The sequence below is a fragment of the Bradyrhizobium sp. LHD-71 genome, assembly GCF_031157255.1.
Classification (GTDB): domain Bacteria; phylum Pseudomonadota; class Alphaproteobacteria; order Rhizobiales; family Xanthobacteraceae; genus P52-10.
Genome location: NZ_JAVIFX010000009.1, coordinates 200,085 through 221,691 on the forward strand (window position 1 = coordinate 200,085; position 21,607 = coordinate 221,691).

The window sequence follows — 21,607 nt, forward strand, 5'->3', positions numbered from 1 at the left end:
TCGAGTATTATTGAACGGCTGTCATCGATAATCGTTCAGGACAGGCGAACAATCCGGCGGACAATCCATCGTGACGACAGATGCGCGCAGACTCACTGGAACCCCCGACAGTGACATTCTGTTTGGAGGCCCGGGGGACGATCTGCTGACGGGATTGGCCGGCAGCGACATCTTCGCGATCTCGAAGGGATTTGGCTCGGACACCATCAGCGATTTTGCCGCCGGCGACGGCGGTGATGTGCTGCGCCTGCAGAACTACGGTTTCAGGACGTTCGCCAGCTTCCAGGCCGCCGCCAAACAAGTCGGTTCCGACACCGTTGTAACGCTATCCGCCACCGAAACCCTTACGCTTCAGAACGTCACGCTCGCCTCGCTGGTCCCCGCAAACGTCGCTCTCGATAACCCGCTGCCGCCAAGTGGCAGAACTAATTCTGACTTGGTCACCGTTCCGGCGGGGGAAACGGCGACCGGCGGCGCGACGAACGATCCGCTGCAGGCGTTAGGTGACAACGTGACCCTGATCGGCGGCGCAGGGGACGACACTTACTTCCTGATGTACGATCAGGATACGAAGGCCGTCCACGATACGAAGGTGGTCGAACTTGCTGATGAAGGCATAGATACGATTGTTGACGCGATGATCGACGGCTACAGCCTGGTCAGCGCGCCGAATGTCGAGAATCTGACGCTGAGGGACAGCGTCAGCTCATTCAGTTCGCCTGCCACCGGAAACGATCTCGACAATATTATCATCGGCAATACCGGCCGGAACATGATCGACGGCGGCAAGGGCAACGACGTCCTCGCCGGCGGCGGCGGTGCCGACACGTTCCGCATCCGAGCTGGCAACGGCAATGAAATCGTTACCGACTTCAAGACTGGTGCCGGCGCCGGTGGAGATGTCCTCCAACTCAACGAAACCGGCTTCGCGACCGCGGCCGATGTCATGGCCGCCATGACGCAGGTGGGTACCGATGTCGTGCTGACGATCGGCAGCGGTGAATCCATAACGCTCCAGGACACCAGCATTCAGGATTTCACGGCAGCGAATCTGAACATAGTCGCGCCTTCGGCCGGGCTGATTCAGACGTTTGGCGATGAGTTCAATTCACTGTCCGCTGGCCAGGATCCAACTTTGACTTGGCGGACGAGCTATGCGTGGAGCGGAGTACCGAGCTATACGCTGTCAGGCGAACAGCAAGTCTACGTCGACCCCAGCTTTGTCGGGCTGCCCGGCAGCCGAGCTTCGGCGCCGCTGGGTCTCAATCCCTTCTCGATACAAGATGGCATCCTGACCGTCACCGCAGCGCCGGTTCCGTCGAGCGCAGCGCCGTATGTCGGCGACCACGAGTTCACGTCGGGGCTGATCACGACTCAGAACAGCTTCGTGCAGACCTACGGCCGTTTCGAAATGACGGCCACGCTCTCCAGCACGCGAGGAACCTGGCCGGCCTTCTGGATGCTTCCGCTCGACCCGCGCGGCAAGGCGACCGAGCTCGATATCGTTGAAGCCCTGGGTCGCAATCCCGATCAGGCCCATTGGGCCTTCGTTTCTTCCGACACAACGCGCCAGGGATATTGGGCAAACACTGCCGACCTCGCCGCCGGCAAGCATACATTTGCCGTCGAATGGACGCCCTACACGTTGACCTATTTCGTGGACAATGTGCAGGTTGGGCAGGTCGCCACCCCCTCCGACATGAACACGGCGATGTACATGCTCGCCAATCTCGCAATGGGCGGGTACTGGGCCGGCGACGCTGACCCGACGACGACGGCGTCGATCTCCATCGATTCGATCAAGGCCTATCAACTGCCACAGTACACGCTTGCGAACTATGCGCTTTTGGCAAGCGGCGAGGCGGACAATGCCATCCGTGGAAGCTCGGGCGACGACGCGTTGGCCGGCACGGCAGGCAACGATCTGCTCGGCGGCGCCGGTGGTGCCGATAAGATGACCGGTGGTGCGGGCGACGACACCTATCTCGTGACTGAAAGGGATGCGAAGGTCGTCGAGAAATACGCTGGCGGCGTGGACACCGTGTCCTCATCCGCGACCTACAGGCTTTCCGGTGATGTCGAGAACCTGACGCTCACCGGCACGTCCGCAATTAATGCTACCGGCAACGCTCAGGCCAATATCATCACCGGCAACGCCGCAGCCAATGTCATCACGGGTGGCCTCGGCAATGACATCCTCACCGGCGGAAACGGTGCGGATATATTCGTGTTCAAGACGGGCAACGGGTCGGACATCATCACCGACTTCTCTCCGGGATCGGCCGGGGATCACGATATCGTACAATTGACCGGCTTTGCATTCACGTCCTTCGACGACATCCAGGCGGCGATGCGCCAGGTCGACAACGACGTTTACCTCGCGCTGACGAGCAACGATACGCTGGTCTTTCGCCACACCGCGATATCGGATTTCACTGGCGATAATTTTCTGTTGCCCTCTTCACTCCCCGTCGGGCGCCCCGTCACATCCTGGATCAACGGGTCGGCCAGCGAGCGCGTTGTCTACGGCACCGCCGCGAACGATAGGCTCACGGCGGTACAAAGGGACGATAAGCTCGTTGGATGGACAGGCGACGATACCTACGCCATCGGCAGCTCGAACAAGAATATCATCGAGAATGCGGGCGGCGGCATCGACCGTGTCGAGGCCTCGGTCTCGTATACGCTGCCGGAAAACGTTGAAAATCTCACGCTGATGGAGGGTGGGTTCATCGGCACCGGCAATGTATTGGCAAACCGGATGGTCGGGTCGCGCGGTAACGACACCCTCAATGGCGGCGCCGGCAACGACTTGCTTTACGGAGGTTCGGGCAACGACACTTTCATCTTCGGCGCCGGAAATGGTCACGACCGGATCGCCGACTTTCATGTGCGCGCGAGCTCGACTGCTGAGCACGACAAATTGGTCTTGAGCGGATACGACCCTGGCGCTTATCTCACGAATGACGGAGACCAGTGGACCGTTCACCATGCGGCGGGGATAGACACGTTGACAATCGCTGGCGTCAACCATCTTTCGTCATCGGACTACGTGTTCGTTTAGAGCATGATGAGTTTGGGGCTGGATTCTGTCGTCACGCCGCAAAGGCGGGCATTCGGATGTGCCGTAAATCGCTGGTTGGCGCATGCGCCAAGGTGCCGAATGTTCGCCTACTTGGTACCGTAGGCGCGGTCCCCTGCGTCGCCGAGGCCTGGCAGAATGAAGGCGTTTTCGTCCAGTCCCTTGTCGATCGCTGCGAGCCATACCGGAACGTCCGGGTGGATGCCACGGACCCGCTCGAGGCCCTCCGGCGCGCCGATCAGGGACACGAGGCGTATGTCGTTCGCTCCGCGCTCTTTCAGTCGGTCGATCGCGGCCACGGCAACATTCGCCGTCGCCAGCACCGGGCAGATCAGGATCACCAGTCGTTCGTCCAGGTCGCTCGGCGCCTTGAAGAAGTATTCCACGGCAACGAAGGTTTCCGGCTCGCGGTAGAGGCCGATATGGGCGATCCGGGCGGTCGGCACGAGATCGAGCATGCCGTCCGCAAAGGTCGTGCCGGCGCGAAGGACTGGCGCGAAGACCAGCTTCTTGCCGGCGATTTGCGGTGACTTCATCTGCGCAAGCGGCGTCTCGATATCGGTCTCGACCAGCGGGAGATCGCGGGTGACTTCGTAACAGAGCAACATCCCGATCTCCTTGAGGAGCTCGCGAAAGGACTTGGTCGAAATATCCTTCTTCCGCAGAAGGGTCAGCTTGTGCTGCACCAGCGGATGGTCAACGATCGTGACGCCGTCCATGTTGTTGTTCCTGATCTAAAGCGTGATGGGTTGAAGTTGAATCGAGCGATTGGTCATTGCGAGGAGCCAAAGGCGACGAAGCAATCCAGCCGCGCGCGAAGCGCGCCACTCAAAAGGCTCTTCTTTGAGGCGCGCCTGCCGGCGCGCGCTGGATTGCTTCGCTTCGCTCGCAATGACGCTGAACGCATTTCATCTCATCGTGATCTAGGCCGTGTACCCATAAATCCCTTGTCGTGGCGACGAAGGCTTCGTCCGCTTCGCCGCCTCAACCTGCACGCACGAGAAACGGCGCGAGGCCGAAATATGTATCCGGCATGATTTCTTTCATGCGCTGCTTCGTCTCGGCGTCGACGAATTCAGGGTCCAGCCCGTCGACGAAGGCGTGCAGATCAGAGAGCGTGATCTTCGCGCCGCGCGAGAACGATTTGAGCGCATCGTAGGCGTTCGGGTAGCCCCTGCTGCGCAGGATCGTCTGGTACGCCTCGGCGAGCACTTCTGGATGCTCGACGAGCGCCATGCGTATCTTCTCGGCGTTCGGCGATACCTTCTTCATCCCCGCGAGCAGATTCTCATATCCGACGATGCAGTGCCCGAAGATTGTGCCGAACACGCGCTCGACGCTCGAATCCGAGAGATCGCGCTGCATGCGGGAAACCGGAAGCTTCCGGCAGCAACCCTCCATGAGCCAGTTGGCGACCTGAAGATTGCCCTCCGCGTTCTCGAAGTTGATCGGATTGACCTTGTGCGGCATCGCGGACGAACCGATTTCGCCAGCCACCGGCTTCTGCACGATCCAGTCGTCGCTGATGTAGCGCCACATGTCCTGTGTGAAATTCACGAGGATGGTGTTGATGCGCATGATGATCGCGAAGAGCTCGGCGTAGGTATCGTGCGGCTCGATCTGTGTGGTGAGCGGATTGAACGAGAACGAGACGTGCGCGCCCTTGCGCAGATACGTGCCGTTTTCGATGAACGCCTGCGCGAACTGTGGCCACTCGATATTCGGAAACGCCGCGTACATCGCTGCGTAATTGCCAGAGGCGCCATTGAGTTTGAGCGACACCTTCAATGCGTCGATCTGCTGCATCTGCCGGCGCAGGCGCTCCTCGAATACCGCGAACTCCTTGCCGAGCGTGGTCGGTGTGGCGGGCTGACCGTGCGTCCGCGAGAGCATCGGCATGCGGGCGCAGTGCTTCGCGGAACCCTGGATCCACGCCACGGCGAGCTCGAGCGGCTCCATCAGCGCATCGACGGCGTCTCGGAGCATCAACCCGTAGGCGATGTTGTTGACGTCCTCCGATGTGCATCCGAAATGGATCCATTCCACGAGCCTACCGAGGCCTATCTGCCCAAATTTCCATCGCAGCCACAGCTCGCAAGACTTCACATCATGGTTGGTGGCGAGGATGCCGTTCCAGCCCTTGGTCTCGAGCTGTTTGATGGAGAAGGCATCTTCCGGCACGAATGCATGGATGATGCCTTCGAGCGCCCTAGCCTCGGCTTGGTCGAGTTGCAGCGGAATGTCTGCGTGCGCGCCGAGCGCCAGGACGTAGCGCACCATGACCTCGACGCGGTATTTAATGAGGCCGAATTCGCTCATGATCTGGCGCAGCGGCCTCGTGTAGCGCTCGTACCGGCCGTCGACCGGCGAGATATTCATGAGGGCATCCGACATCGTTTTTGGTCCCGTTGGTTGAATCCAATTCACCCAAAGCGTTTTGTACAATGCCGGTTATCATGCCGCGTAACTTGCATCCATCCGACTATGGCTGGCTGCGCACTAAATGAGTCCGCGCCCTAAAATACCGTACCGTCGCTGATGACCTTCACTGGAGGCGAAAGGTCAGCGCGGCGTTCGCGGGCAAGCAGACGGCCCGCAGCCCAGGTCCCGCCCTCGAGTACCTTCGCCAATGGCAACGACTCGGCATCGAGTTTGAGTCGCCGTCGTAGGCCATCAGCGACACGATCGAGCAGCGCCACCGTCAGGGCGCGCCACTCAAGGACCAGCGTTGACCCGACATCGTGTTCTCGCTGCGCATCCGCTGGATCGCGGAACGTGAGCACTCCGATATCGATGAACAGGCCGCCGTTGCGATATTCTGCAAGGCCTGTGAGGCCGTCGATGTCGGTCACCGTGATGCCGGCGGTTTGCAGCGGTTCAATGAGCGAATAGGCCAGCCATTGCGAAAGCTTGTGCAGCGGCATCAGGCCGCTGGTCGCGTCCTCGGTCGTCAGCGCCGGATGCCGCCAGCAGTCACCAAGGGCTATGCCGCCGAGGGTCAGTCGCGATGGCCAGATCGGTCCGAGATGTCGCAGCAGTTCGGTTAGAATCGTCGGTGCGGGAAGCCGTCGGTCCTGTGCCAGCATCGCCAGTCGGTCGAACAGGCCGCCGGGCCGCGGGGTATCGTGGCTGCCGAATACGTCCGGTTTCGAGGCCACGAGCCGGCCGAGGCGGCGCAAAAGGTCAACGCGCCCGGGAAGACCGAGCAACGGATTGGCGTCGGTGACCTGCATCCCGTGCTCAAGCGCGGCAACCGAGAAGTTCGCAAGGACGCTGGCATCTATACGCAACGGTTCGCGCGGATCGGCTGAGAACACGCCGCCGGTGAACATTGCAAGGCTGGCCAGTGCCAGTCCCTCTGAACGGCCGACGGCCGATCCGGTTCTGGGATCGCGATAATGCCACGATGGACCGGCACCCGCGTCGAGCAATACGCTGACCAGTGCTAGGTCGAATTCGGTGCGAGCCCGGGCGGAGCGATCGGGCCATCCGGTCTGCTCTGCGATTGTGGTCCAGCAATTATCGCCATTGGCGACGAAGTGCCGCCAGCGCGAATGGAAGGGTATATCGAAGGAGGGGTGCGCGTTGCGCGTCGTGTCCAGCACCAGCTCAACGGCCCGATCCATCCGGTCGAGATCGACACGGAAGCTTGGAAGCCTGTCTTCGATCCCGCTCGCGAGCATGCGATGCGCGCGCTCGCGTACCGCTCGGGCGTTCAGCAAGGAGAGAGCGGCTGCTGTTTCCGGATTGTCCGGGGGCACTGTCGTCCCTCCCAAGTCGCCCCTCTCAGTATTTTTCGAGCGAACGTCCGACCGGGTTGGTCGGGTCTTGCTCTGGATCGATCGTGTAATAGCCGGCGGCCTTCTTCGCCGCGATCTCAACATGTGCGTCGGCCGGCACAAGATCGTCGGGGATTGGCACGCGTTCGACGATCTCGATGCCCTGGCCCGTCAATGCATCGTGCTTCATGTCGCTCATGGACACGAAGCGATCGATGCGTTTGAGGCCGAGCCAATGCACCACATCCGGCATCAGTTGCTGAAATCGGGCATCCTGCACGCCGGCGACACATTCGGTGCGCTCGAAATACTGGGTCGCGGCATCGCCGCCTTCCTGACGTTTGCGCGCATTGTAGACTAGAAACTTTGTGACTTCGCCAAGTGCGCGGCCTTCCTTGCGGTTGTAGATGACAATTCCGAGTCCGCCAGTTTGTCCGGCGCGCGCGCATTCCTCGATGCCGTGGATGAGATATGGACGGCAGGTGCAGATATCCGAGCCGAACACGTCGGACCCGTTGCATTCGTCATGCACGCGGCAGGTGATCTTGACGCTGTGGTCCGGCAGTTTGCTGACGTCGCCGAACAGGTAGGCCGTCGTGCCGCCTATCGGCGGCAGAAAAACGTGCAGGTCAGGCCGCGTCACCAGTTCGGGAAACATGCCGGCGGTCTGCTCGAACAGCTGGCGACGCAGGTTGTTCTCAGTCGTCGCAAAGCGCGCGGCCATGCCTGGTAGATACCACACCGGGTCGATCGCGATCTTGACGACGGCGATGCCTCCGTTCTTGTGCACGACCTCGCCATCATGCTGGAGCCGACCGGCCTCAACCGCTGCCTGCAGCTCAGGCAGATCAAGACGCGCGCGGGTAATGGCAATGCTTGGACGAATATCGACGCCTTCAGCGATTTCCGTTGCAAAACTTTCCGCGGCGAGATGTCCCCACGGATCCAGCGAAATGATCCGCTGCGGATCGAACCATTGCGAAAATGGACCGATTGTTGCAGCGGGATGGGTGTTGGTAAGATCCGGGCGCCTGATCGGATCAAGCGCTCCTGAAGACACGGCAAGCGCGCGATAGATTGAATATGAGCCGCCATGTGTTCCAATGACATTGCGATCTTGCGGGCGCGAGACGGTGCCGATCACAGGTCCGCGCTCGCGCGCGCTTGCTGCTCCCCAGCGGATCGGGAAGGGGTGCTTCGCACCGGGAGCTGGATGCGAGGTGATGCGGATATGGTCAATCCGATTGGAGCGACTCATTGCCAAGGCCCCTGAAACGGCGACGGCCCGCCTAAGCAGACGGGCCTGGTCACAACGATAAATTTAGTAGCGCTTGCAGCAGAGCTGAATAGCATAGTCAAAATTATAGGCGAACACAATGACGTTTGGTTGATCGTCAATGACGGCCAGCCGAATGGCAGGGCGGTCGTGCGGCGCTTCGGCCTCCGAATTGACGTGAAATGGGCCAAAAATCTAACGGCTCACTTCGGCTGAGCGTAAAAGTATGCCGAGATCCGCCACCACTTGTTCAATGCAAATGCAGCGTCTTCTGGCAGGCACCGAGGAAGCTATCCATGCGCGTCATCAATGTTGCAGCGGCCCAGCTTGGTCCGATTCAGAAGGCCGACCGCCGCGAAGCGGTCGTCAAGCGCATGATCGCGCTCATGGATGAGGCGAAGTCCAAGGGCGTCGATCTGATCGTCTATCCGGAGCTGGCGTTAACGACGTTCTTTCCGCGCTGGTACATGCAGGATCAAGCCGACGTCGACGCATGGTTCGAGCGCGAAATGCCCAACGCGGCGACGAAGCCGCTGTTCGAGCGGGCCGCTCGACATCAGATGGCGATGAGCTTTGGCTACGCAGAGCTTTCGGACGGACATCACTTCAACACGTGCATCCTCACCGATAAGTCGGCAAGAATTGTCGGGAAATACCGCAAGGTTCATCTGCCGGGCCATTCCGAGTTTGATACCGAGCGTGCCTTCCAGCACCTGGAGAAACGCTACTTCGAGCCGGGCGATCTCGGCTTCAATGTGTGGCGCACGCTCGATGGCATCGTCGGCATGGCAATCTGCAACGACCGCCGCTGGCCGGAGACCTATCGGGTGATGGGGTTGCAAGGCGTTGAGATGGTACTCATCGGCTACAACACACCTTCGTTCAATGCGCAAAAGAGCGAGGAGGGGCCCGAGAAGCGCCTGTTCCACAATAGGTTGTCGGCGCAAGCCGGCGCCTACCAGAATTCGACCTGGGTCGTATCCGTCGCGAAAGCCGGTATCGAAGATGGCTTCCCCTTGATCGGCGGGAGCCTGATCGTCGATCCTCAGGGGGAAATCGTCGTCGAGGCTCGAACGGAAGAAGACGAACTACTGGTCTATCCCTGCGATCTCGACGCCACGCTGTTCGGCAAGAGGACGATCTTCGATTTCGCTCGCCACCGCCGGATCGAGCACTACGGTCTGATCACCAGCCGCACCGGCGTGGTGGTGCCACCGGAAGCGTAGATGCGACGTCACTCTCAATCGGTCCCAAGTTGGATGGCTCTAGCAGGTCTCCTATCAAGGCCTACCTGGCGATGCGACGCCGCCCGCAGGTTCTGGACAACGCTCCCCGATTCGATATATTTTGTTAGATATAGCGCATAAGTGGAGACATGCTTGATCGATATCCGCATTGAATCGCTCACCGGATGCGAAGCGTCCGCAATCCTTTTAGCCACCATTTCGTATGCTTCCGGAAGACAGCACACTAGCACGAATGAGAAACGATAGGTTCTCCTATGCGGGGTCGGGCACGATAAGAAGCCGGTTTGCTGCCAAATGACGACAGTGAGTTGGGCAATTGAGATGGCCACGATCCTCCGGCGACGATACGATCTCAAACGCGTCTTGTTTTGCGACACGCGATAACTGAGGAGATTGAGTATGCGGATTAGCGCTAGAAATCAGATCGTCGGAACGATCGTCGACGTCACAAAGGGCGCAACGACATCGCATGTGCGCGTCGACATTGGCGGCGGCAAGATCATAACCTCCTCGATCACAAACGCCGCGGTTGACGAGCTCGGCCTGAAGGCCGGTGGCAAGGCAACCGTCGTGATCAAGGCCTCCGACGTGATGATCGCGGTAGATTGATGATGGCCCGGGCGGTGGTGTTGGTGGCAGCGCTGTGCGCCGGCTCCGCGGCCGTGGCACAGGAACCGAGCGGCTGCGACAAGTTCAAATAGGGATCGAGCGTGAGCGCGCGCTGCTGACCTCTGCAACGGCGAGGGGCGCCGTTCGGCTCGGAGCTGCCGCAAATGCCGGTTATCCCGAGCAAGTGAGGCGTCCGATGGTTCGCTTGAACGAGATCCGGCAGAACGAGGTTGCGATCGAACTGCCGACCACCAGTGATGCCGGATTGATTTTCATCGGTCGCATCCGCACGCCATGGACAAACCGACTCGATTGCCCGAGGCAGGGCCGCGCCGATGGCCCGATCTGTCAGATCGAAGTCGATCCGCGTTGGTTACAGGCGCTCGATCGCATCGACGAGTTCGCGCGGATCGAAGTGCTCTACTGGCTGCATGAATCGCGTCGCGATCTGGTGCAGCAAAGTCCCGCCAACGACGGCACCACGCGCGGCACGTTCGCCCTGCGCTCGCCGGTGCGGCCGAACCCGATAGGCACCAGCGTTGCGCATCTCATCTCGAGGGACGGCAACGTGCTGCTCGTGCGCGGTATGGATTGCCTCGACGGCACGCCGCTGCTCGATCTCAAGCCCGACCGCACCCTGTTCACACCGATCGCGCCGCCGCAACCCGGTGATTTTCAGACGGGTTGAGGTCACGCCAGAACCGCGCATGACGGCTCACGCAGCGGCCTGCCCTTTGATCTCGCTGATCATTCTGCTAGTTTCCGCCCCACGATACGAAGCCACGTCGTAAGCGTCGGCTTTGCTCGCGGAACGGCGCTTCCGCCCCCATCGCATCCCCGCCTGTTTGCCGCTGTGGTGAGCCGCAGCGTGATCCTTGATGGAGCATCGCCATGCCCTTGTTGTCTCGCCTGTCATTTATCCTCGCATTGACGCTGACTGTGCTCGGTCAGCCGGCCTTTGCGCAGGAGAAAAACCTCACGATCTTCGCAGCGGCTTCGATGAAGAACGCGCTAGATGACATCAACACGGCGTTCACGACGAAGACCGGCGTGAAAGTCGCTGCCAGCTATGCTGCGAGCTCCGCACTGGCGCGTCAACTCGAACAGGGCGCACCAGCCGACTTCTTCGCCTCCGCGGACCTTGAATGGATGGATTACGCGACGCAGAAAGGCACCATTAATCCATCGACGCGGGTCAATCTGCTTGGCAACAAGCTCGTGCTGATCGCGCCGAAGGATTCCACGGTCACCAATGTGACGATCGCGCAAGGGTTTGATCTCGCAAAGCTTGCCGGCGACGGTCGTATCGCCACTGGCGACGTGCAGTCCGTGCCGGTCGGCAAATACGCCAAGGCAGCACTGGAGAAGCTCGGATCGTGGAATGCGGCAGCATCGAAGTTCGCGATGGCGGAAAATGTGCGCGCCGCGTTGACACTGGTTGCCCGCAACGAGGCGCCGCTTGGCATCGTCTACGAAACCGACGCAAAGGTCGATCCCGGCGTGAAGATCGTTGCAGCGTTCCCGGCCGACTCGCATCCCGCAATCATCTATCCGGTGGCGGCCACCAAGAGCGCGAAGCCGGAAGCCGCGGACTATCTCGCCTTCCTGAAGTCGTCGGCAGCGAAGGCCATCTTCGAGAAGTACGGCTTCACCTACCTTATTCGACCGGTGTCGTAGCCGGAGAGTGGCTGCGCCTTAGACAAGAATTAGGTGATGAGGTCGTGGCAGAAGTCTCCCAATTCAAGGGAGTTCGCTCGGGCGTTAGAGGACCAGCATCGAGCGCTCGCGCGCCCGATGACGCTTGATCCGCGCAGCATGGACTCCCACCAGCGGTGAAGCGATGCTGCATCGCAAGCCAGCTTTACGCTCATTCCCTGTGAAAATTTAATCCATTCCTTGAAGCGATTGGCCGGCACGGCGACGACCGTGGGAATGCCTAGGCCGATCGCCATTTCGATCAGGAACGAGAGACCTTTGCCCTCACGCTCGAGCCGGCCGAAGCGATTTACAACGACAAGATCGGCGCCGTGATCGATGGCGGTGGCGACGCGCGCACCAGCCGTCAACAGCTGGCCGACGTCGAGCCGGCAGCCCTCCGCGCAGGAGCCGAGATTCTGGAATAGGCGGATTTGCTCGTTTGTGTGGATCAAGAGGGTCGACACATCCGCCGGTTGGCCGCGGCAATGGCCGTGCTGGACGAGACCAACGGGCCGAAAGCCGCTGCGCCTCAAATCGTCGCAAAACGTCAGCAGCACCTCGTCCGGATTCTGGTCTTCGGCGTAGGCGAGGGCAGCGAGATCGCATTGGGCGTCGAACATGCGAGTTTCCTCACATAAGGTCGCTATATTCAAGCGTATATCAGGATCCGCCGCCCGGCAACGGGCAGAGGCCTGGACAATGGTTAGCACATCGATATATTTAAATGTATATAACGAAGCTGGAGGCGCCGTTGGCTGATATCCGTATTGAAGAGCTCACGGGATGTGAAGTGTCGGCAGACGGCTCCATCGTGCTGGGCTTCGCCGATGGCGACGGCAAGCAGGCAGCCGTTACCCTCGCGGTCGGACAGGCGGGAGCGTTGGCCATGACCCTGCCCAAGCTGATTGAGGAGGCGCTGCGCCGGCAATATCGCGACCACAGCCTGCGCTACACCTATCCACTGGCATCCTGGTCGCTCGAGCGGTCCACTGACCGCACCTCCGGCATCGTGACGCTCGCAACCCCGGACGGCTTTCGCGTGCGCTTTGCGATCGAACCGCGTCAGCAGAGCGAGCTTGGCGAAGCGCTGGCAAGCGGAGTCGAAGGCGAGCCCGCCGAGCTTGCCAACTAGCTCGTATTGGGAAGCCGGCTACGGCTCAGCCCTTGCGAGACGACTTCATGCCTGACTGCAACGACACCAGATGCTTCTTCGCCGCGTCCGCCGCGGCCCGCTCGATATCGCGATAGCTTTGCACGAGCGAGAGGCCGAACGGCGTCAGCATCGCGCCGCCGCCGTGCTTGCCGCCCGTCTGGCGCTCCACGGCGGCCTGACCGCAGATGCGATTGATCTCGTCGACGAGATCCCAGGCGCGCTTGTAGGACATGTCCATGGCGCGGCTGGCGGCCGAGATCGAGCCCTGCTCCTTGATCTGCTCCAGCAGCTGGATCTTGCCGGGACCGATGCGCCGCTCCGCATCGAGATCAATGCGCAAGCTGAGAGACGGAAGTTTGGTCTTGGTCATCGTCGGGTTTCGATCGGCAAGGGTTCGTTGGACAGTAACCGCTTGCTGTGCGAAACAACAGCGCTGATCAGGCGGTGCGGTGCGAAACGTTCTTCACCACCGTGTAGCACGCGAGGCCTTCGGTTCCGCCTTCGCGCCCGTAACCGCTTTCCTTGACGCCGCCGAACGGTGTTTCGGCGCTGGACGCCACGAAGTGGTTGATCGACAGGTTGCCAACCTCCACGTCGGCCGCGATCCGCTCGGCGTTCGCGGCAGAACGCGTGAACGCATAGGCGGCGAGCCCGTAAGGCAGTGCGTTCGCCTTGTCGATGGCTTCATCGAGCGTTCGAACGGGGTTGATCAGGGCCAGCGGCCCAAACGGCTCCTGCTGCATGGCGCGCGCATCGTCGGGGACGTCCGCCAGCACCGTCAGCGGAAAGAAGTAGCCGCGGTTGCCGAGCCGGCTTCCGCCGGCCAGGACGCGCGCACCTTTGTTCTTCGCATTTGCAACCAGCGTTTCCATAGCTTCGAGCCGCCGCACGTTGGCGAGCGGTCCCATCTGGGTGGACGGGTCAAGCCCGTCGCCGACTTTGATCGCTTTGGCCTTCTCGGCAAACGCCTCGGTGAAGCGCTTGTAGATATCTTGCTGCACGAAGAAACGCGTCGGCGAGACGCACACCTGCCCGGCATTGCGCGATTTGCCGACCACCGAGGTGGCGGCGGTTGCGACCGGGTCGACGTCGTCACACACGATCACGGGCCCGTGCCCGCCGAGCTCCATGATCGAAGGCTTCATGTGGCGTCCGGTCATCTCCGCAAGCTGCTTGCCGACGGGGATTGAGCCGGTGAACGTCACGAGACGCACCACAGGCTTCGGGATCAGATAGCTCGAGATCTCGGCCGGTTGCCCGAACACGAGGTTGAGCACGCCGGCCGGCAGTCCCGCATCGTGGAAGGCGCGAACGAGCTGAACGGCGCCCGCGGGAGTCTCCTCGGAGGCCTTCAGGATGATCGCACAGCCCGACGACAATGCGCCTGCCACCTTGCGCGCCGGCGAGCTCATCGGGAAATTCCAAGGCGAGAAGGCGGCAACCACGCCGATCGGCTGACGCAGGACCGTATGGCGCATGCCGTCCTCGGCCGGAATGACGCGACCGTAGACGCGACGGCCTTCGTTGGCGTCCCACTCGATGATTTCGCAGCCGCGGATGATTTCGAGACGAGCCTGGTCCAGCGGCTTGCCCTGCTCAAGTGTCATGGTCCTTGCCATGTCGTCGACCCGCTCGCGGATGATCTGCGAGGCCTTCAGGATGACGCGCGTGCGCTCGGCAGGCGATGTATGGCGCCAGACGCGCAGGCCCTTTTCCGCGGCCTGCAGGGCGGCGTCGAGGTCCTGGGTCGTCGCGTGCGGAACGACACCGATCTCGGTCTCGTCGGCCGGATTGATCACCGGCTGCCCCGGCGCGCTCTTCCAGCGGCCGTCGATGTAGAGCTGAATTTCGGGATAGTGCGTCATCTGCATTTCTTGTCTCCGTCAGGCTCTGCGCCGGAATGCACCCTGCGCCGACATAATCCTTTCGTGCTCGCTTGCGAGCCGCGCCCAGCATTCGTCGCACACGAATTCGCGAGCTTCGGTTTCGACGCCTCGCGAATCGATCGACGGGGCGAGTACGTCGTCGTCCGGCGTGCGGGCGAGCGCGCCGTTGCAACTCGTACAGCGGTAAACCCTTGTGATGTCATCGCTCATGGTCGTCTCCCGGTGTTTGCGGCGTTTCGCGCAGAGAAACGGCAGCGGCTAGCCTAGCGATATATTTTGGTGTATATAACGATAGTGCGCAACAAGACGCAACAAGCTTTGACGCATGCCTAATGCGGCCTGCCGATGTGCTAACCCCGGAGAGACGCGACCATGAACGCCCACGCTCCCATCAAGAATCCCGATAAGTTTTTCATCGACGGCAAATGGACCAAGCCGTCGAGCACGAAGAAGATCGACGTGATCAACTCCGCCACCGAGGAGTTGTATGCGAGCGTCGCGGAGGCGCAGGAGGCCGACATCAACCGCGCGGTGGAGGCCGCGCGAAAAGCCTTCGATCGCGGCCCGTGGCCGCGTATGTCGCACACCGAACGGGCAAAATACATTCGCGCCATCGGCGCCGAGCTCGCCGAGAAGGCCGAAGACGCCGCCGACATCTGGACGACCGAGTCCGGCCTGTTGCACAGCGTGGCGAAGTCGCGAACGACCACGATCAGCAGCGTCTACGATTACTACGCGGATCTCGCCGACACCTATCCATTCCAGGAGCGCCATACGCCGAAGGCCGGCGGCAACGTCGGGCTTCTGGTGCGCGAGCCGGTCGGCGTCGTCGCTGCCATCATTCCGTGGAACGGCCCTCCCGGCCTGATCGCGCACAAGTGCGCGCCGGCGTTGCTCGCCGGCTGCACGATCATCGTCAAAGCATCGCCGGAGGCGCCCGGCGCGGCCTACCTGATCGCGGAGGCTTGCGAAAAAGTCGGCCTGCCACCCGGCGTGTTGAACATCCTCACCGCCGAGCGTGAGGTGTCAGAGATGCTGGTGCGGCACCCCGGCGTCGACAAGGTGACGTTCACGGGTTCGACCGCTGCGGGTCGCAAGATCGCTTCGATCTGCGGCGATCGCATCGCCCGCTGCACGCTGGAGCTCGGCGGCAAGTCGGCGGCGGTGATCCTCGACGACTACGACATCGGCACGGCGGCCAAGACAATCGCCGGGCGCGCAACATACCTTACGGGCCAGGTCTGCTCGTCGCTCACGCGCATCATCGTGACACGCAGCCGGCATGACGAGCTTGTCGACGCGCTCAGTGCCAACTTCGAAAAGGTCAAGGTCGGCGATCCGTTCGATCCGGCCTGCGAGATGGGTCCGCTGGCGATGCGGCGGCAGCGCGACCGCGTCGAAGGCTATATCGAGAAGGGCAAGTCGGAAGGCGCCAAGCTTGCGACCGGCGGCGGGCGTCCGGCGCATCTCAATCGCGGCTTCTTCGTTGAGCCGACCGTGTTCGGCAACGTCGACAACCACTCGACCATCGCGCGCGAGGAGATCTTCGGCCCGGTGTTGTCGGTGATTCCGGCGGCGAACGAGGCGAAAGCGGTGGAGATTGCCAACGACACGATCTACGGTCTGAATGCCTCGGTGTTCACCAACGACGTCGAGCGCGCCTACGCAACCGCGCGCGAGCTGCGATCGGGCACAGTCGGACACAACTCGTTCCGCACCGACTTCAGCATCGCCTTCGGTGGCTTCAAGCAATCCGGCATCGGCCGCGAGGGCGGCACGGAAGGGCTGCTGCCGTTCCTGGAGACCAAGACACTGATCCTCGACGAGATGCCAAAGTCGGCCGGTAGGGTCGTCGGCTAGAGCGATGGCGAGGCGAAGGTGTCCTGCTGGCGCGCCTTCGCCTTCCCGATACAAACTCGTGATGGAATACCGGAAGGTCTTCAGAATGAAGGTGATGTGCTTTGCACTTGCCGCGGCGGCGTCGGTGCTTCTCGGCAGTACACAGGCCCGCTGTGAAGAATTGATCGTATATGGCGCGGGCAGTTTGCGCGCAGCGATGACGGCGATCATCACCGACTTCAGCAAGCAAAGCGGGGTCTCGATCCGAACGAATTTTGGTCCATCCGGCTTGATGCGCGAAAAGATCGAAGGCGGTGACAACGTCGATGTCTTCACCTCTGCGGATATGGGACATCCGACGAAGCTTCAGAAGGACGGTCGTGCCGGGAACGTCATCATGTTCACACGCAATCGCCTTTGCGCTTTCGCCACACCCGACGCGGGACTCACGACGTCCAACTTCGCGACACGTCTTGCCGACCCGGCCGTCAGACTCGGGACATCGACCCCGGCGGCCGATCCGTCAGGCGATTATACGTGGGAGATGTTTCGGCTGATCGACAAGGTGCAACCAGGTGCCTTTGCCGTGCTGGATGCAAAAGCAAAGAAGGTGGTAGGCGGATCAGCAGAGGCCAATCCATCTGATCCCGACCCGATTGGATCGGCATTCAAGCGCGGCGATATCAACGTCATGATCGCCTACTGCAGCGGCACAGCGGAGCGGCGGCGCGTGTTGCCGGACGTGCAGGTCATCCAGGTGCCGGCCGCCATTGCGGTTGGACCGGAGTATGGACTTGCGATACTGAACCCCGCCAAACTTGCTGCGGCGCGGCTCGTCTTCGCGATTCTCTCGCCAGAGGGGCAAGCTACGCTGGCGCGCTTCGGCTTCGATCCGGTGGCATTGCCCAAGGGAGCGCCGGCCAGGTGACCGAAACCGATGGCGAACTCGCGGCCGTTGACGCATCGCGTCGGGCAAGAAAGGCCGAAACGGATCCGGAAACGCCGCTGTCAAGGTCAACACTTCCATTGGAAGCCGTCGACGACGAAATGCTGGCCGGTGATGAACATGTGTGCGTCGGTGGCGAGATAACTGACGATGCTTGCCACGTCCTCCGGCGTACCCACCCGCCCCAGGGCGATGCCGGAGACGAGATCCTCCTCGCGCCGGCTGATCATGTCGCGCAGCAACTCGGTCGCGATGATTCCCGGGCAGACGGCATTGACCGCCACCTTGGGACCGAGCTCCTTGGCGAGTGAGCGCGTCAGGCCGAGAATGCCGGCCTTGGCCGCCGCATAGGCGTGCTTGCTCACCGCGCTGGTGACGCCGCCCGACAGCGCGTTCAGCGACGAGATCGAGACGATGCGCCCGCCCTCTGCCTGGTTCAGGAAGACAGGCGCGGCAGCGTGGATGTAGTTGAAGCAGCTCTTCAGGTTGACGGCGATGGCACGGTCGAACTCCTCCTCGCTGATCTCGATGATCGGCTTCGGACTAGGCGCGCCGGCATTGTTGACCAGGACGTCGAGCCGCCCGCGGTCGGAGACGACCGCGTCGACGATCTCGTGTGCGCGCGTGAAGCTGCTCACGTCCGCCTGGAACGTCAGCGCCCGGACGCCGAGCCTGCGGATGTCGTCGGCCGTCTTTGTCATTTCCGGCGCGAGAAGGTCGACGAGCGCGATGTCGAATCCCTTCCCGGCTAGCGTGAGAGCGCAGGCGCGACCGATACCGCGTCCCGCGCCTGTTACCAGGGCAACCTTGGTCACCGCCCCGGCCACTCAGTCGGCTGCGTTGTCGCGGGCGAAGCGCGCGACGTCGGCATGTGTGGCGAACCAGACGTCGCCCTTGGCCTTGGCGAGGCGGATCAACTCTTCGATGATCCAGATGCGCGAGCGGTAGCCAATGATGTGCGGATGGCAGGTAAGCTGGAAGATGCCACCCTCCTCATAGGCTGCCTCGAACTCGCGGCGGAAAATGTCGAAGACGCTCTCCGGCGGCGTGTAAGGCCGCAGGTTCTGGAAGCGCATCATCATGAAATAGGGCGCGTCGTCGCGGATCCACTCGACCGGCAGCTCGATGACCCCAGTCGATTCACCGTCGAGCAACAGCTCGTAGCAGTCGACATCGGCCATGAGCGAGGAATCGTAGAGAAGGCCTATCTCCTTGGTAATGCGCAGCGTGTGCGGCGAGAAGTCCCACGAGGCCGTGCGCGCGCCGACGGGCCTGACGCCGGTGGTTTTCTCGAGCACGTCGGACGCGCGCACCATCAGGTCTTTCTCAGCGTCGTAGGGGAGTACGGAGTTGAGCTCGTGGATCCAGGAATGGATGCCGATCTCATGGCCTTCCGCGATCACCCGGCGCTGCTCGTCGGGATAGATCAGCGCCACCACAGCGGGGACATAGAAGGTCGCCGGCACGCTGTGCCTTGCGAGCAGCTTGAGGATGCTCGGCACGCCGACGCGGTTGCCGTATTGACCCCAGGCCATGCGGCCGATGGACTTGCCGCCGTCGCGCAGTTCGTTGGTCTCGTGATCGGAATCGAAGGAGAGCGCGAAGGCGCAACGTGTCCCGTCCTTCCACGTCTTGGGCTTGTATGTGCGGCCGGCGCGGACCTGTTTGACGAGGCCGCGCCAGTGCTCCTCCGGCCACTGCCAGGGTTCCATCTTGGAGATATCGGTCATGGTCTGTCTCCTGTCTTGGCTGGAGGATGGGCGGGCCGTCTCACACGAGCGGGCTGCCGGTAACGGCAAGCGTCTGGCCGGTGATCCACGAGGCCCGGTCGGAGGCGAGGAAAGTCACCGCGTCGGCGATGTCCTTCGGCTCGCCCATGCGGCGCATGGCGATGTTCCGGACGAACGTCTCCCGGAATTCCGGCGTCCAGCTCTGCCACTGCCGCTCATAGTCCGGGCTCGTGGCCATGAAGCCGGGGGCGACCGAGTTCACCGTGATGCCGAAGGGGCCGAGCTCCTGAGCGAGCTGCTTCACCAGGCCGATCTGCCCGTGCTTGGAGGCAGCATAGCTCTGGATGCCGGTGAGGCTGGTTGCAAGACCCGCGCGGCTGGAAATCGTGATGATGCGGCCGCTGCCTTTCGCCTTCATGGCGGGGGCGACGGCCTTGGCGAAGAGGAAGGCCCCCTTCAGGTTGGCCTCGACGATGGCGTCGAAGTCCTCGGCACTGATTTCCTCCAGAGGCCGGGGCTTCTGGCCGCGCACGCCGCCCGCCACGTAGACGAGGATGTCCGGCGTCCCGGCGGCCCTGACGATCTCGGCGATGGCGGTTTCGTCGCTCACATCGACCTTCGCAGCGGCGATCTTGCCGCCGCCCTCGACGGGGCCGGCAATCGCCTCCAACTCCTCGATGAGAAGATCGCAGGCGACGACGCTCGCGCCGTCCGAAGCCAGCGAACGGGCGATGGCTCGGCCGATCCCCCGCGCTGCGCCGGCAACGATGGCGGTCCGTCCGTCAAACCGGATCAGCATGGTCGAACTCCTGTGTTCGCGACGCTCCGGAGATCAGCGCATCCCCGCGACGCCGCGGGTCTTCGTGGCTCCGCTGGCGAGACCGCACGCCTTGCAGTCAATGCAGCTTGCTGCCGGCAGTTTCCTTCAGCCTCAGGATGACAAGCAGTGAGACAATCGCCGCCGGAACCAGGTAGAGATAGGTCGGAGACACTGGCGATCCGGTCTCGCGAATGAGCCAGGTGGCGATGAAGGGGGCGAAGCCGCCGAACACGGCGACCGCCAGCGTGTAGCCCACCGACATCCATGTCGAGCGCAGGTGCGTGGGGAAGATTTCCGAGATCGCAGCCGGGCCGGGACCCGAATAGAGTGCCAGCAGGACGCCAAAGAGGATCTGGATCGGTAGGACCAGGGCAAAGCCGCCGCCCTGCGCCATCAACGAGAAGAGCGGCCAGGCCAGGATGCCGATGCCGAGCGCGCTGGCCATGAGCAGCGGGCGGCGGCCGACACGGTCGGACAGCGCGCCCCAGACCGGAATGGCGATGACCATCGCGACGAGGCCGATCGTGTTCGACCACAGCGCCTCGGACGGAGTCAGCCCGGCGAAGCGTTGGGTGAAACTCGGCATCCAGGCAAGAAGCGTGTAGTAGGCGACGGTCCAGAAGATGGTGAAGCCGAAGGCGAGGGCGCCGAGTGGAAAGCCCGACACGACGGGAGCATCAGCGGCCGCCTCGCGGCTCGCTTCGTAGGAGGGGGTCTCATCGACATTCCAGCGCATGTAGACGCCGACGATGAGAAGGACGGCGCCGAGCAGGAACGGGACGCGCCAGCCCCACTCCAGCATGGCGGCATCGCTGAACAACGAGGTCAGGACCGCGGCCGTCGCCGAGCCGAGCAGCGAGCCGCCGGCGGTCGAGACCTGCTGGAAGGAGCCGAACAGGCCGCGGCGCGCGGGCGGCGCCCATTCGACGATGAAGGCGGTGGAGGTGCCCCATTCGCCGCCGGCGGCGATGCCCTGAATGATGCGCAGGAGGACCAGCAGGATTGGCGCCCAGATGCCGATGGAATCGTAGGACGGCAGAACGCCGATGCCGACGGTGCCGAAAGCCATCATGAAGATGGTGAGGACGAGGGCGGCTTTGCGGCCGCGCGTGTCGCCGAGGCGGCCGATGACGATGCCTCCAAGGGGGCGGGCGAGGAAGCCGACGCCGTAGGCGGCGAAAGCGGCAAGCAGCGAGGCGGTCGCATCGGTGTTGGGGAAGAACTTCGCGGCGATCAGGGTCGCAAGATAAGCGTAGACGCCGAAGTCGTACCACTCCAGCAGGTTGCCGATCGACGCGGCCCAGATCGCCTTGCGCGATTTGTCCGAGAACGCGGCATCAGCCTGTGGGAGCACCGTGCTTGCAGAGCTCATTGCTATCCTCCCCCAAACATCACTATGCGATATTCTACAGCGTTTCGTAATTTTCCTTAACCCATCGAGACGTCGATGCAGCTGACTTCCCGATCTCGGGAGGATCCTGTCACGCTTCGATAGTTGGGCGTCTTCGATAGTTGCCGTTTCGATCAGTGTTTCGCTGACCA

20 protein-coding genes are annotated in these 21,607 nt (G+C 62.1%); 8 read left to right on the top strand and 12 right to left on the bottom strand.

What is annotated here, in order from left to right; all coding sequences use genetic code 11:
• Positions 1-70: 70 nt before the first annotated feature.
• Positions 71-3,064 carry a family 16 glycosylhydrolase gene (locus RCO31_RS12325; protein ID WP_308968640.1) on the top strand — a complete coding sequence of 998 codons (2,994 nt, stop codon included), beginning with the start codon at positions 71-73 and terminating at the stop codon, positions 3,062-3,064.
• Positions 3,065-3,171: 107 nt separating this feature from the next.
• Here the strand turns inward: RCO31_RS12325 and upp are convergent, their stop codons facing one another.
• From upp to RCO31_RS12345, 4 genes are all read right to left on the bottom strand, one after another.
• Entirely contained in the window at positions 3,172-3,801 is a 630-nt protein-coding gene (gene upp / locus RCO31_RS12330; RefSeq protein WP_308968642.1) for a uracil phosphoribosyltransferase, read from the bottom strand.
• Positions 3,802-4,066: 265 nt separating this feature from the next.
• A complete protein-coding gene (gene purB / locus RCO31_RS12335; protein WP_308968643.1) occupies positions 4,067-5,461 on the bottom strand; it encodes an adenylosuccinate lyase in 1,395 nt (464 codons plus the stop codon).
• A 137-nt stretch (positions 5,462-5,598) separates the two neighbouring features.
• Positions 5,599-6,843, bottom strand: a complete 1,245-nt coding sequence (locus RCO31_RS12340) for a URC4/urg3 family protein (RefSeq protein WP_308968644.1) — start codon at positions 6,841-6,843, stop codon at positions 5,599-5,601.
• Positions 6,844-6,868: 25 nt separating this feature from the next.
• The gene (locus tag RCO31_RS12345) at positions 6,869-8,119 is read right to left on the bottom strand and encodes a GTP cyclohydrolase II (RefSeq protein ID WP_308968646.1); all 1,251 of its coding nucleotides are present in this window, start codon (positions 8,117-8,119) and stop codon (positions 6,869-6,871) included.
• Positions 8,120-8,433: 314 nt separating this feature from the next.
• On the opposite strand from RCO31_RS12345, the gene RCO31_RS12350 reads away from it, so the two are divergent.
• From RCO31_RS12350 to modA, 4 genes are all read left to right on the top strand, one after another.
• A complete protein-coding gene (locus tag RCO31_RS12350) occupies positions 8,434-9,363 on the top strand; it encodes an N-carbamoyl-D-amino-acid hydrolase (protein WP_308968649.1) in 930 nt (309 codons plus the stop codon).
• Between the two features lie 420 nt (positions 9,364-9,783).
• Positions 9,784-9,993: a TOBE domain-containing protein gene (locus RCO31_RS12355; RefSeq protein WP_308968650.1), complete on the top strand. Its 210-nt coding sequence runs from the start codon at positions 9,784-9,786 to the stop codon at positions 9,991-9,993.
• Between the two features lie 196 nt (positions 9,994-10,189).
• The gene (tsaA, locus tag RCO31_RS12360; protein WP_308968652.1) at positions 10,190-10,681 is read left to right on the top strand and encodes a tRNA (N6-threonylcarbamoyladenosine(37)-N6)-methyltransferase TrmO; all 492 of its coding nucleotides are present in this window, start codon (positions 10,190-10,192) and stop codon (positions 10,679-10,681) included.
• Between the two features lie 203 nt (positions 10,682-10,884).
• Entirely contained in the window at positions 10,885-11,670 is a 786-nt protein-coding gene (gene modA, locus RCO31_RS12365) for a molybdate ABC transporter substrate-binding protein (RefSeq protein ID WP_308968653.1), read from the top strand.
• Positions 11,671-11,699: 29 nt separating this feature from the next.
• Here modA and RCO31_RS12370 read toward each other — a convergent pair whose 3' ends face one another.
• Positions 11,700-12,311 carry a DUF2478 domain-containing protein gene (locus tag RCO31_RS12370; protein ID WP_308968654.1) on the bottom strand — a complete coding sequence of 204 codons (612 nt, stop codon included), beginning with the start codon at positions 12,309-12,311 and terminating at the stop codon, positions 11,700-11,702.
• Positions 12,312-12,415: 104 nt separating this feature from the next.
• Here RCO31_RS12370 and RCO31_RS12375 point away from each other — a divergent pair, with 104 nt between their 5' ends.
• Positions 12,416-12,823, top strand: coding sequence for a hypothetical protein (locus RCO31_RS12375; protein WP_308968656.1), 408 nt, complete (start codon positions 12,416-12,418; stop codon positions 12,821-12,823).
• 25 nt (positions 12,824-12,848) lie between these two features.
• On the opposite strand, the gene RCO31_RS12380 is transcribed toward RCO31_RS12375, so the two are convergent.
• The 3 genes from RCO31_RS12380 to RCO31_RS12390 form a co-directional block, all read right to left on the bottom strand.
• Complete coding sequence (locus RCO31_RS12380; RefSeq protein WP_308968658.1) at positions 12,849-13,214, bottom strand: winged helix-turn-helix domain-containing protein; 366 nt, start codon at positions 13,212-13,214, stop codon at positions 12,849-12,851.
• 67 nt (positions 13,215-13,281) lie between these two features.
• Positions 13,282-14,709, bottom strand: a complete 1,428-nt coding sequence (locus RCO31_RS12385) for an NAD-dependent succinate-semialdehyde dehydrogenase (RefSeq protein ID WP_308968704.1) — start codon at positions 14,707-14,709, stop codon at positions 13,282-13,284.
• An 18-nt stretch (positions 14,710-14,727) separates the two neighbouring features.
• Positions 14,728-14,940: a hypothetical protein gene (locus RCO31_RS12390; protein WP_308968659.1), complete on the bottom strand. Its 213-nt coding sequence runs from the start codon at positions 14,938-14,940 to the stop codon at positions 14,728-14,730.
• A gap of 162 nt (positions 14,941-15,102) precedes the next feature.
• Between RCO31_RS12390 and RCO31_RS12395 the strand changes: the two genes are divergently transcribed.
• Both RCO31_RS12395 and RCO31_RS12400 read left to right on the top strand, forming a co-directional pair.
• Positions 15,103-16,590: an aldehyde dehydrogenase gene (locus tag RCO31_RS12395; RefSeq protein ID WP_308968661.1), complete on the top strand. Its 1,488-nt coding sequence runs from the start codon at positions 15,103-15,105 to the stop codon at positions 16,588-16,590.
• 85 nt (positions 16,591-16,675) lie between these two features.
• Positions 16,676-17,497 (top strand): substrate-binding domain-containing protein, encoded by an 822-nt coding sequence (locus RCO31_RS12400; RefSeq protein ID WP_308968662.1) that lies wholly within the window; start codon positions 16,676-16,678, stop codon positions 17,495-17,497.
• Between the two features lie 86 nt (positions 17,498-17,583).
• On the opposite strand, the gene RCO31_RS12405 is transcribed toward RCO31_RS12400, so the two are convergent.
• From RCO31_RS12405 to RCO31_RS12420, 4 genes are all read right to left on the bottom strand, one after another.
• Positions 17,584-18,330: an SDR family NAD(P)-dependent oxidoreductase gene (locus RCO31_RS12405; RefSeq protein ID WP_308968663.1), complete on the bottom strand. Its 747-nt coding sequence runs from the start codon at positions 18,328-18,330 to the stop codon at positions 17,584-17,586.
• Positions 18,331-18,342: 12 nt separating this feature from the next.
• Positions 18,343-19,245: a polysaccharide deacetylase gene (locus RCO31_RS12410; protein WP_308968664.1), complete on the bottom strand. Its 903-nt coding sequence runs from the start codon at positions 19,243-19,245 to the stop codon at positions 18,343-18,345.
• Between the two features lie 40 nt (positions 19,246-19,285).
• Positions 19,286-20,044: an SDR family NAD(P)-dependent oxidoreductase gene (locus tag RCO31_RS12415; RefSeq protein ID WP_308968666.1), complete on the bottom strand. Its 759-nt coding sequence runs from the start codon at positions 20,042-20,044 to the stop codon at positions 19,286-19,288.
• Positions 20,045-20,141: 97 nt separating this feature from the next.
• A complete protein-coding gene (locus tag RCO31_RS12420) occupies positions 20,142-21,437 on the bottom strand; it encodes an MFS transporter (RefSeq protein WP_308968667.1) in 1,296 nt (431 codons plus the stop codon).
• Positions 21,438-21,607 lie beyond the last annotated feature (170 nt).

What these genes read in the sequence shown, in the direction of transcription:
- purB (WP_308968643.1), bottom strand. Translation starts at nt 5,461, where the DNA reads ATGAATATCTCGCCGGTCGACGGCCGGTACGAGCGCTACACGAGGCCG.
- modA (WP_308968653.1), top strand. Translation starts at nt 10,885, where the DNA reads ATGCCCTTGTTGTCTCGCCTGTCATTTATCCTCGCATTGACGCTGACT.
- RCO31_RS12350 (WP_308968649.1), top strand. Translation starts at nt 8,434, where the DNA reads ATGCGCGTCATCAATGTTGCAGCGGCCCAGCTTGGTCCGATTCAGAAG.
- RCO31_RS12375 (WP_308968656.1), top strand. Translation starts at nt 12,416, where the DNA reads ATGTATATAACGAAGCTGGAGGCGCCGTTGGCTGATATCCGTATTGAA.
- RCO31_RS12400 (WP_308968662.1), top strand. Translation starts at nt 16,676, where the DNA reads ATGAAGGTGATGTGCTTTGCACTTGCCGCGGCGGCGTCGGTGCTTCTC.
- RCO31_RS12380 (WP_308968658.1), bottom strand. Translation starts at nt 13,214, where the DNA reads ATGACCAAGACCAAACTTCCGTCTCTCAGCTTGCGCATTGATCTCGAT.
- RCO31_RS12345 (WP_308968646.1), bottom strand. Translation starts at nt 8,119, where the DNA reads ATGAGTCGCTCCAATCGGATTGACCATATCCGCATCACCTCGCATCCA.
- RCO31_RS12385 (WP_308968704.1), bottom strand. Translation starts at nt 14,709, where the DNA reads ATGACGCACTATCCCGAAATTCAGCTCTACATCGACGGCCGCTGGAAG.
- RCO31_RS12420 (WP_308968667.1), bottom strand. Translation starts at nt 21,437, where the DNA reads ATGAGCTCTGCAAGCACGGTGCTCCCACAGGCTGATGCCGCGTTCTCG.
- RCO31_RS12370 (WP_308968654.1), bottom strand. Translation starts at nt 12,311, where the DNA reads ATGTTCGACGCCCAATGCGATCTCGCTGCCCTCGCCTACGCCGAAGAC.
- RCO31_RS12415 (WP_308968666.1), bottom strand. Translation starts at nt 20,044, where the DNA reads ATGCTGATCCGGTTTGACGGACGGACCGCCATCGTTGCCGGCGCAGCG.
- tsaA (WP_308968652.1), top strand. Translation starts at nt 10,190, where the DNA reads ATGGTTCGCTTGAACGAGATCCGGCAGAACGAGGTTGCGATCGAACTG.
- upp (WP_308968642.1), bottom strand. Translation starts at nt 3,801, where the DNA reads ATGGACGGCGTCACGATCGTTGACCATCCGCTGGTGCAGCACAAGCTG.
- RCO31_RS12395 (WP_308968661.1), top strand. Translation starts at nt 15,103, where the DNA reads ATGAACGCCCACGCTCCCATCAAGAATCCCGATAAGTTTTTCATCGAC.
- RCO31_RS12410 (WP_308968664.1), bottom strand. Translation starts at nt 19,245, where the DNA reads ATGACCGATATCTCCAAGATGGAACCCTGGCAGTGGCCGGAGGAGCAC.
- RCO31_RS12390 (WP_308968659.1), bottom strand. Translation starts at nt 14,940, where the DNA reads ATGAGCGATGACATCACAAGGGTTTACCGCTGTACGAGTTGCAACGGC.
- RCO31_RS12355 (WP_308968650.1), top strand. Translation starts at nt 9,784, where the DNA reads ATGCGGATTAGCGCTAGAAATCAGATCGTCGGAACGATCGTCGACGTC.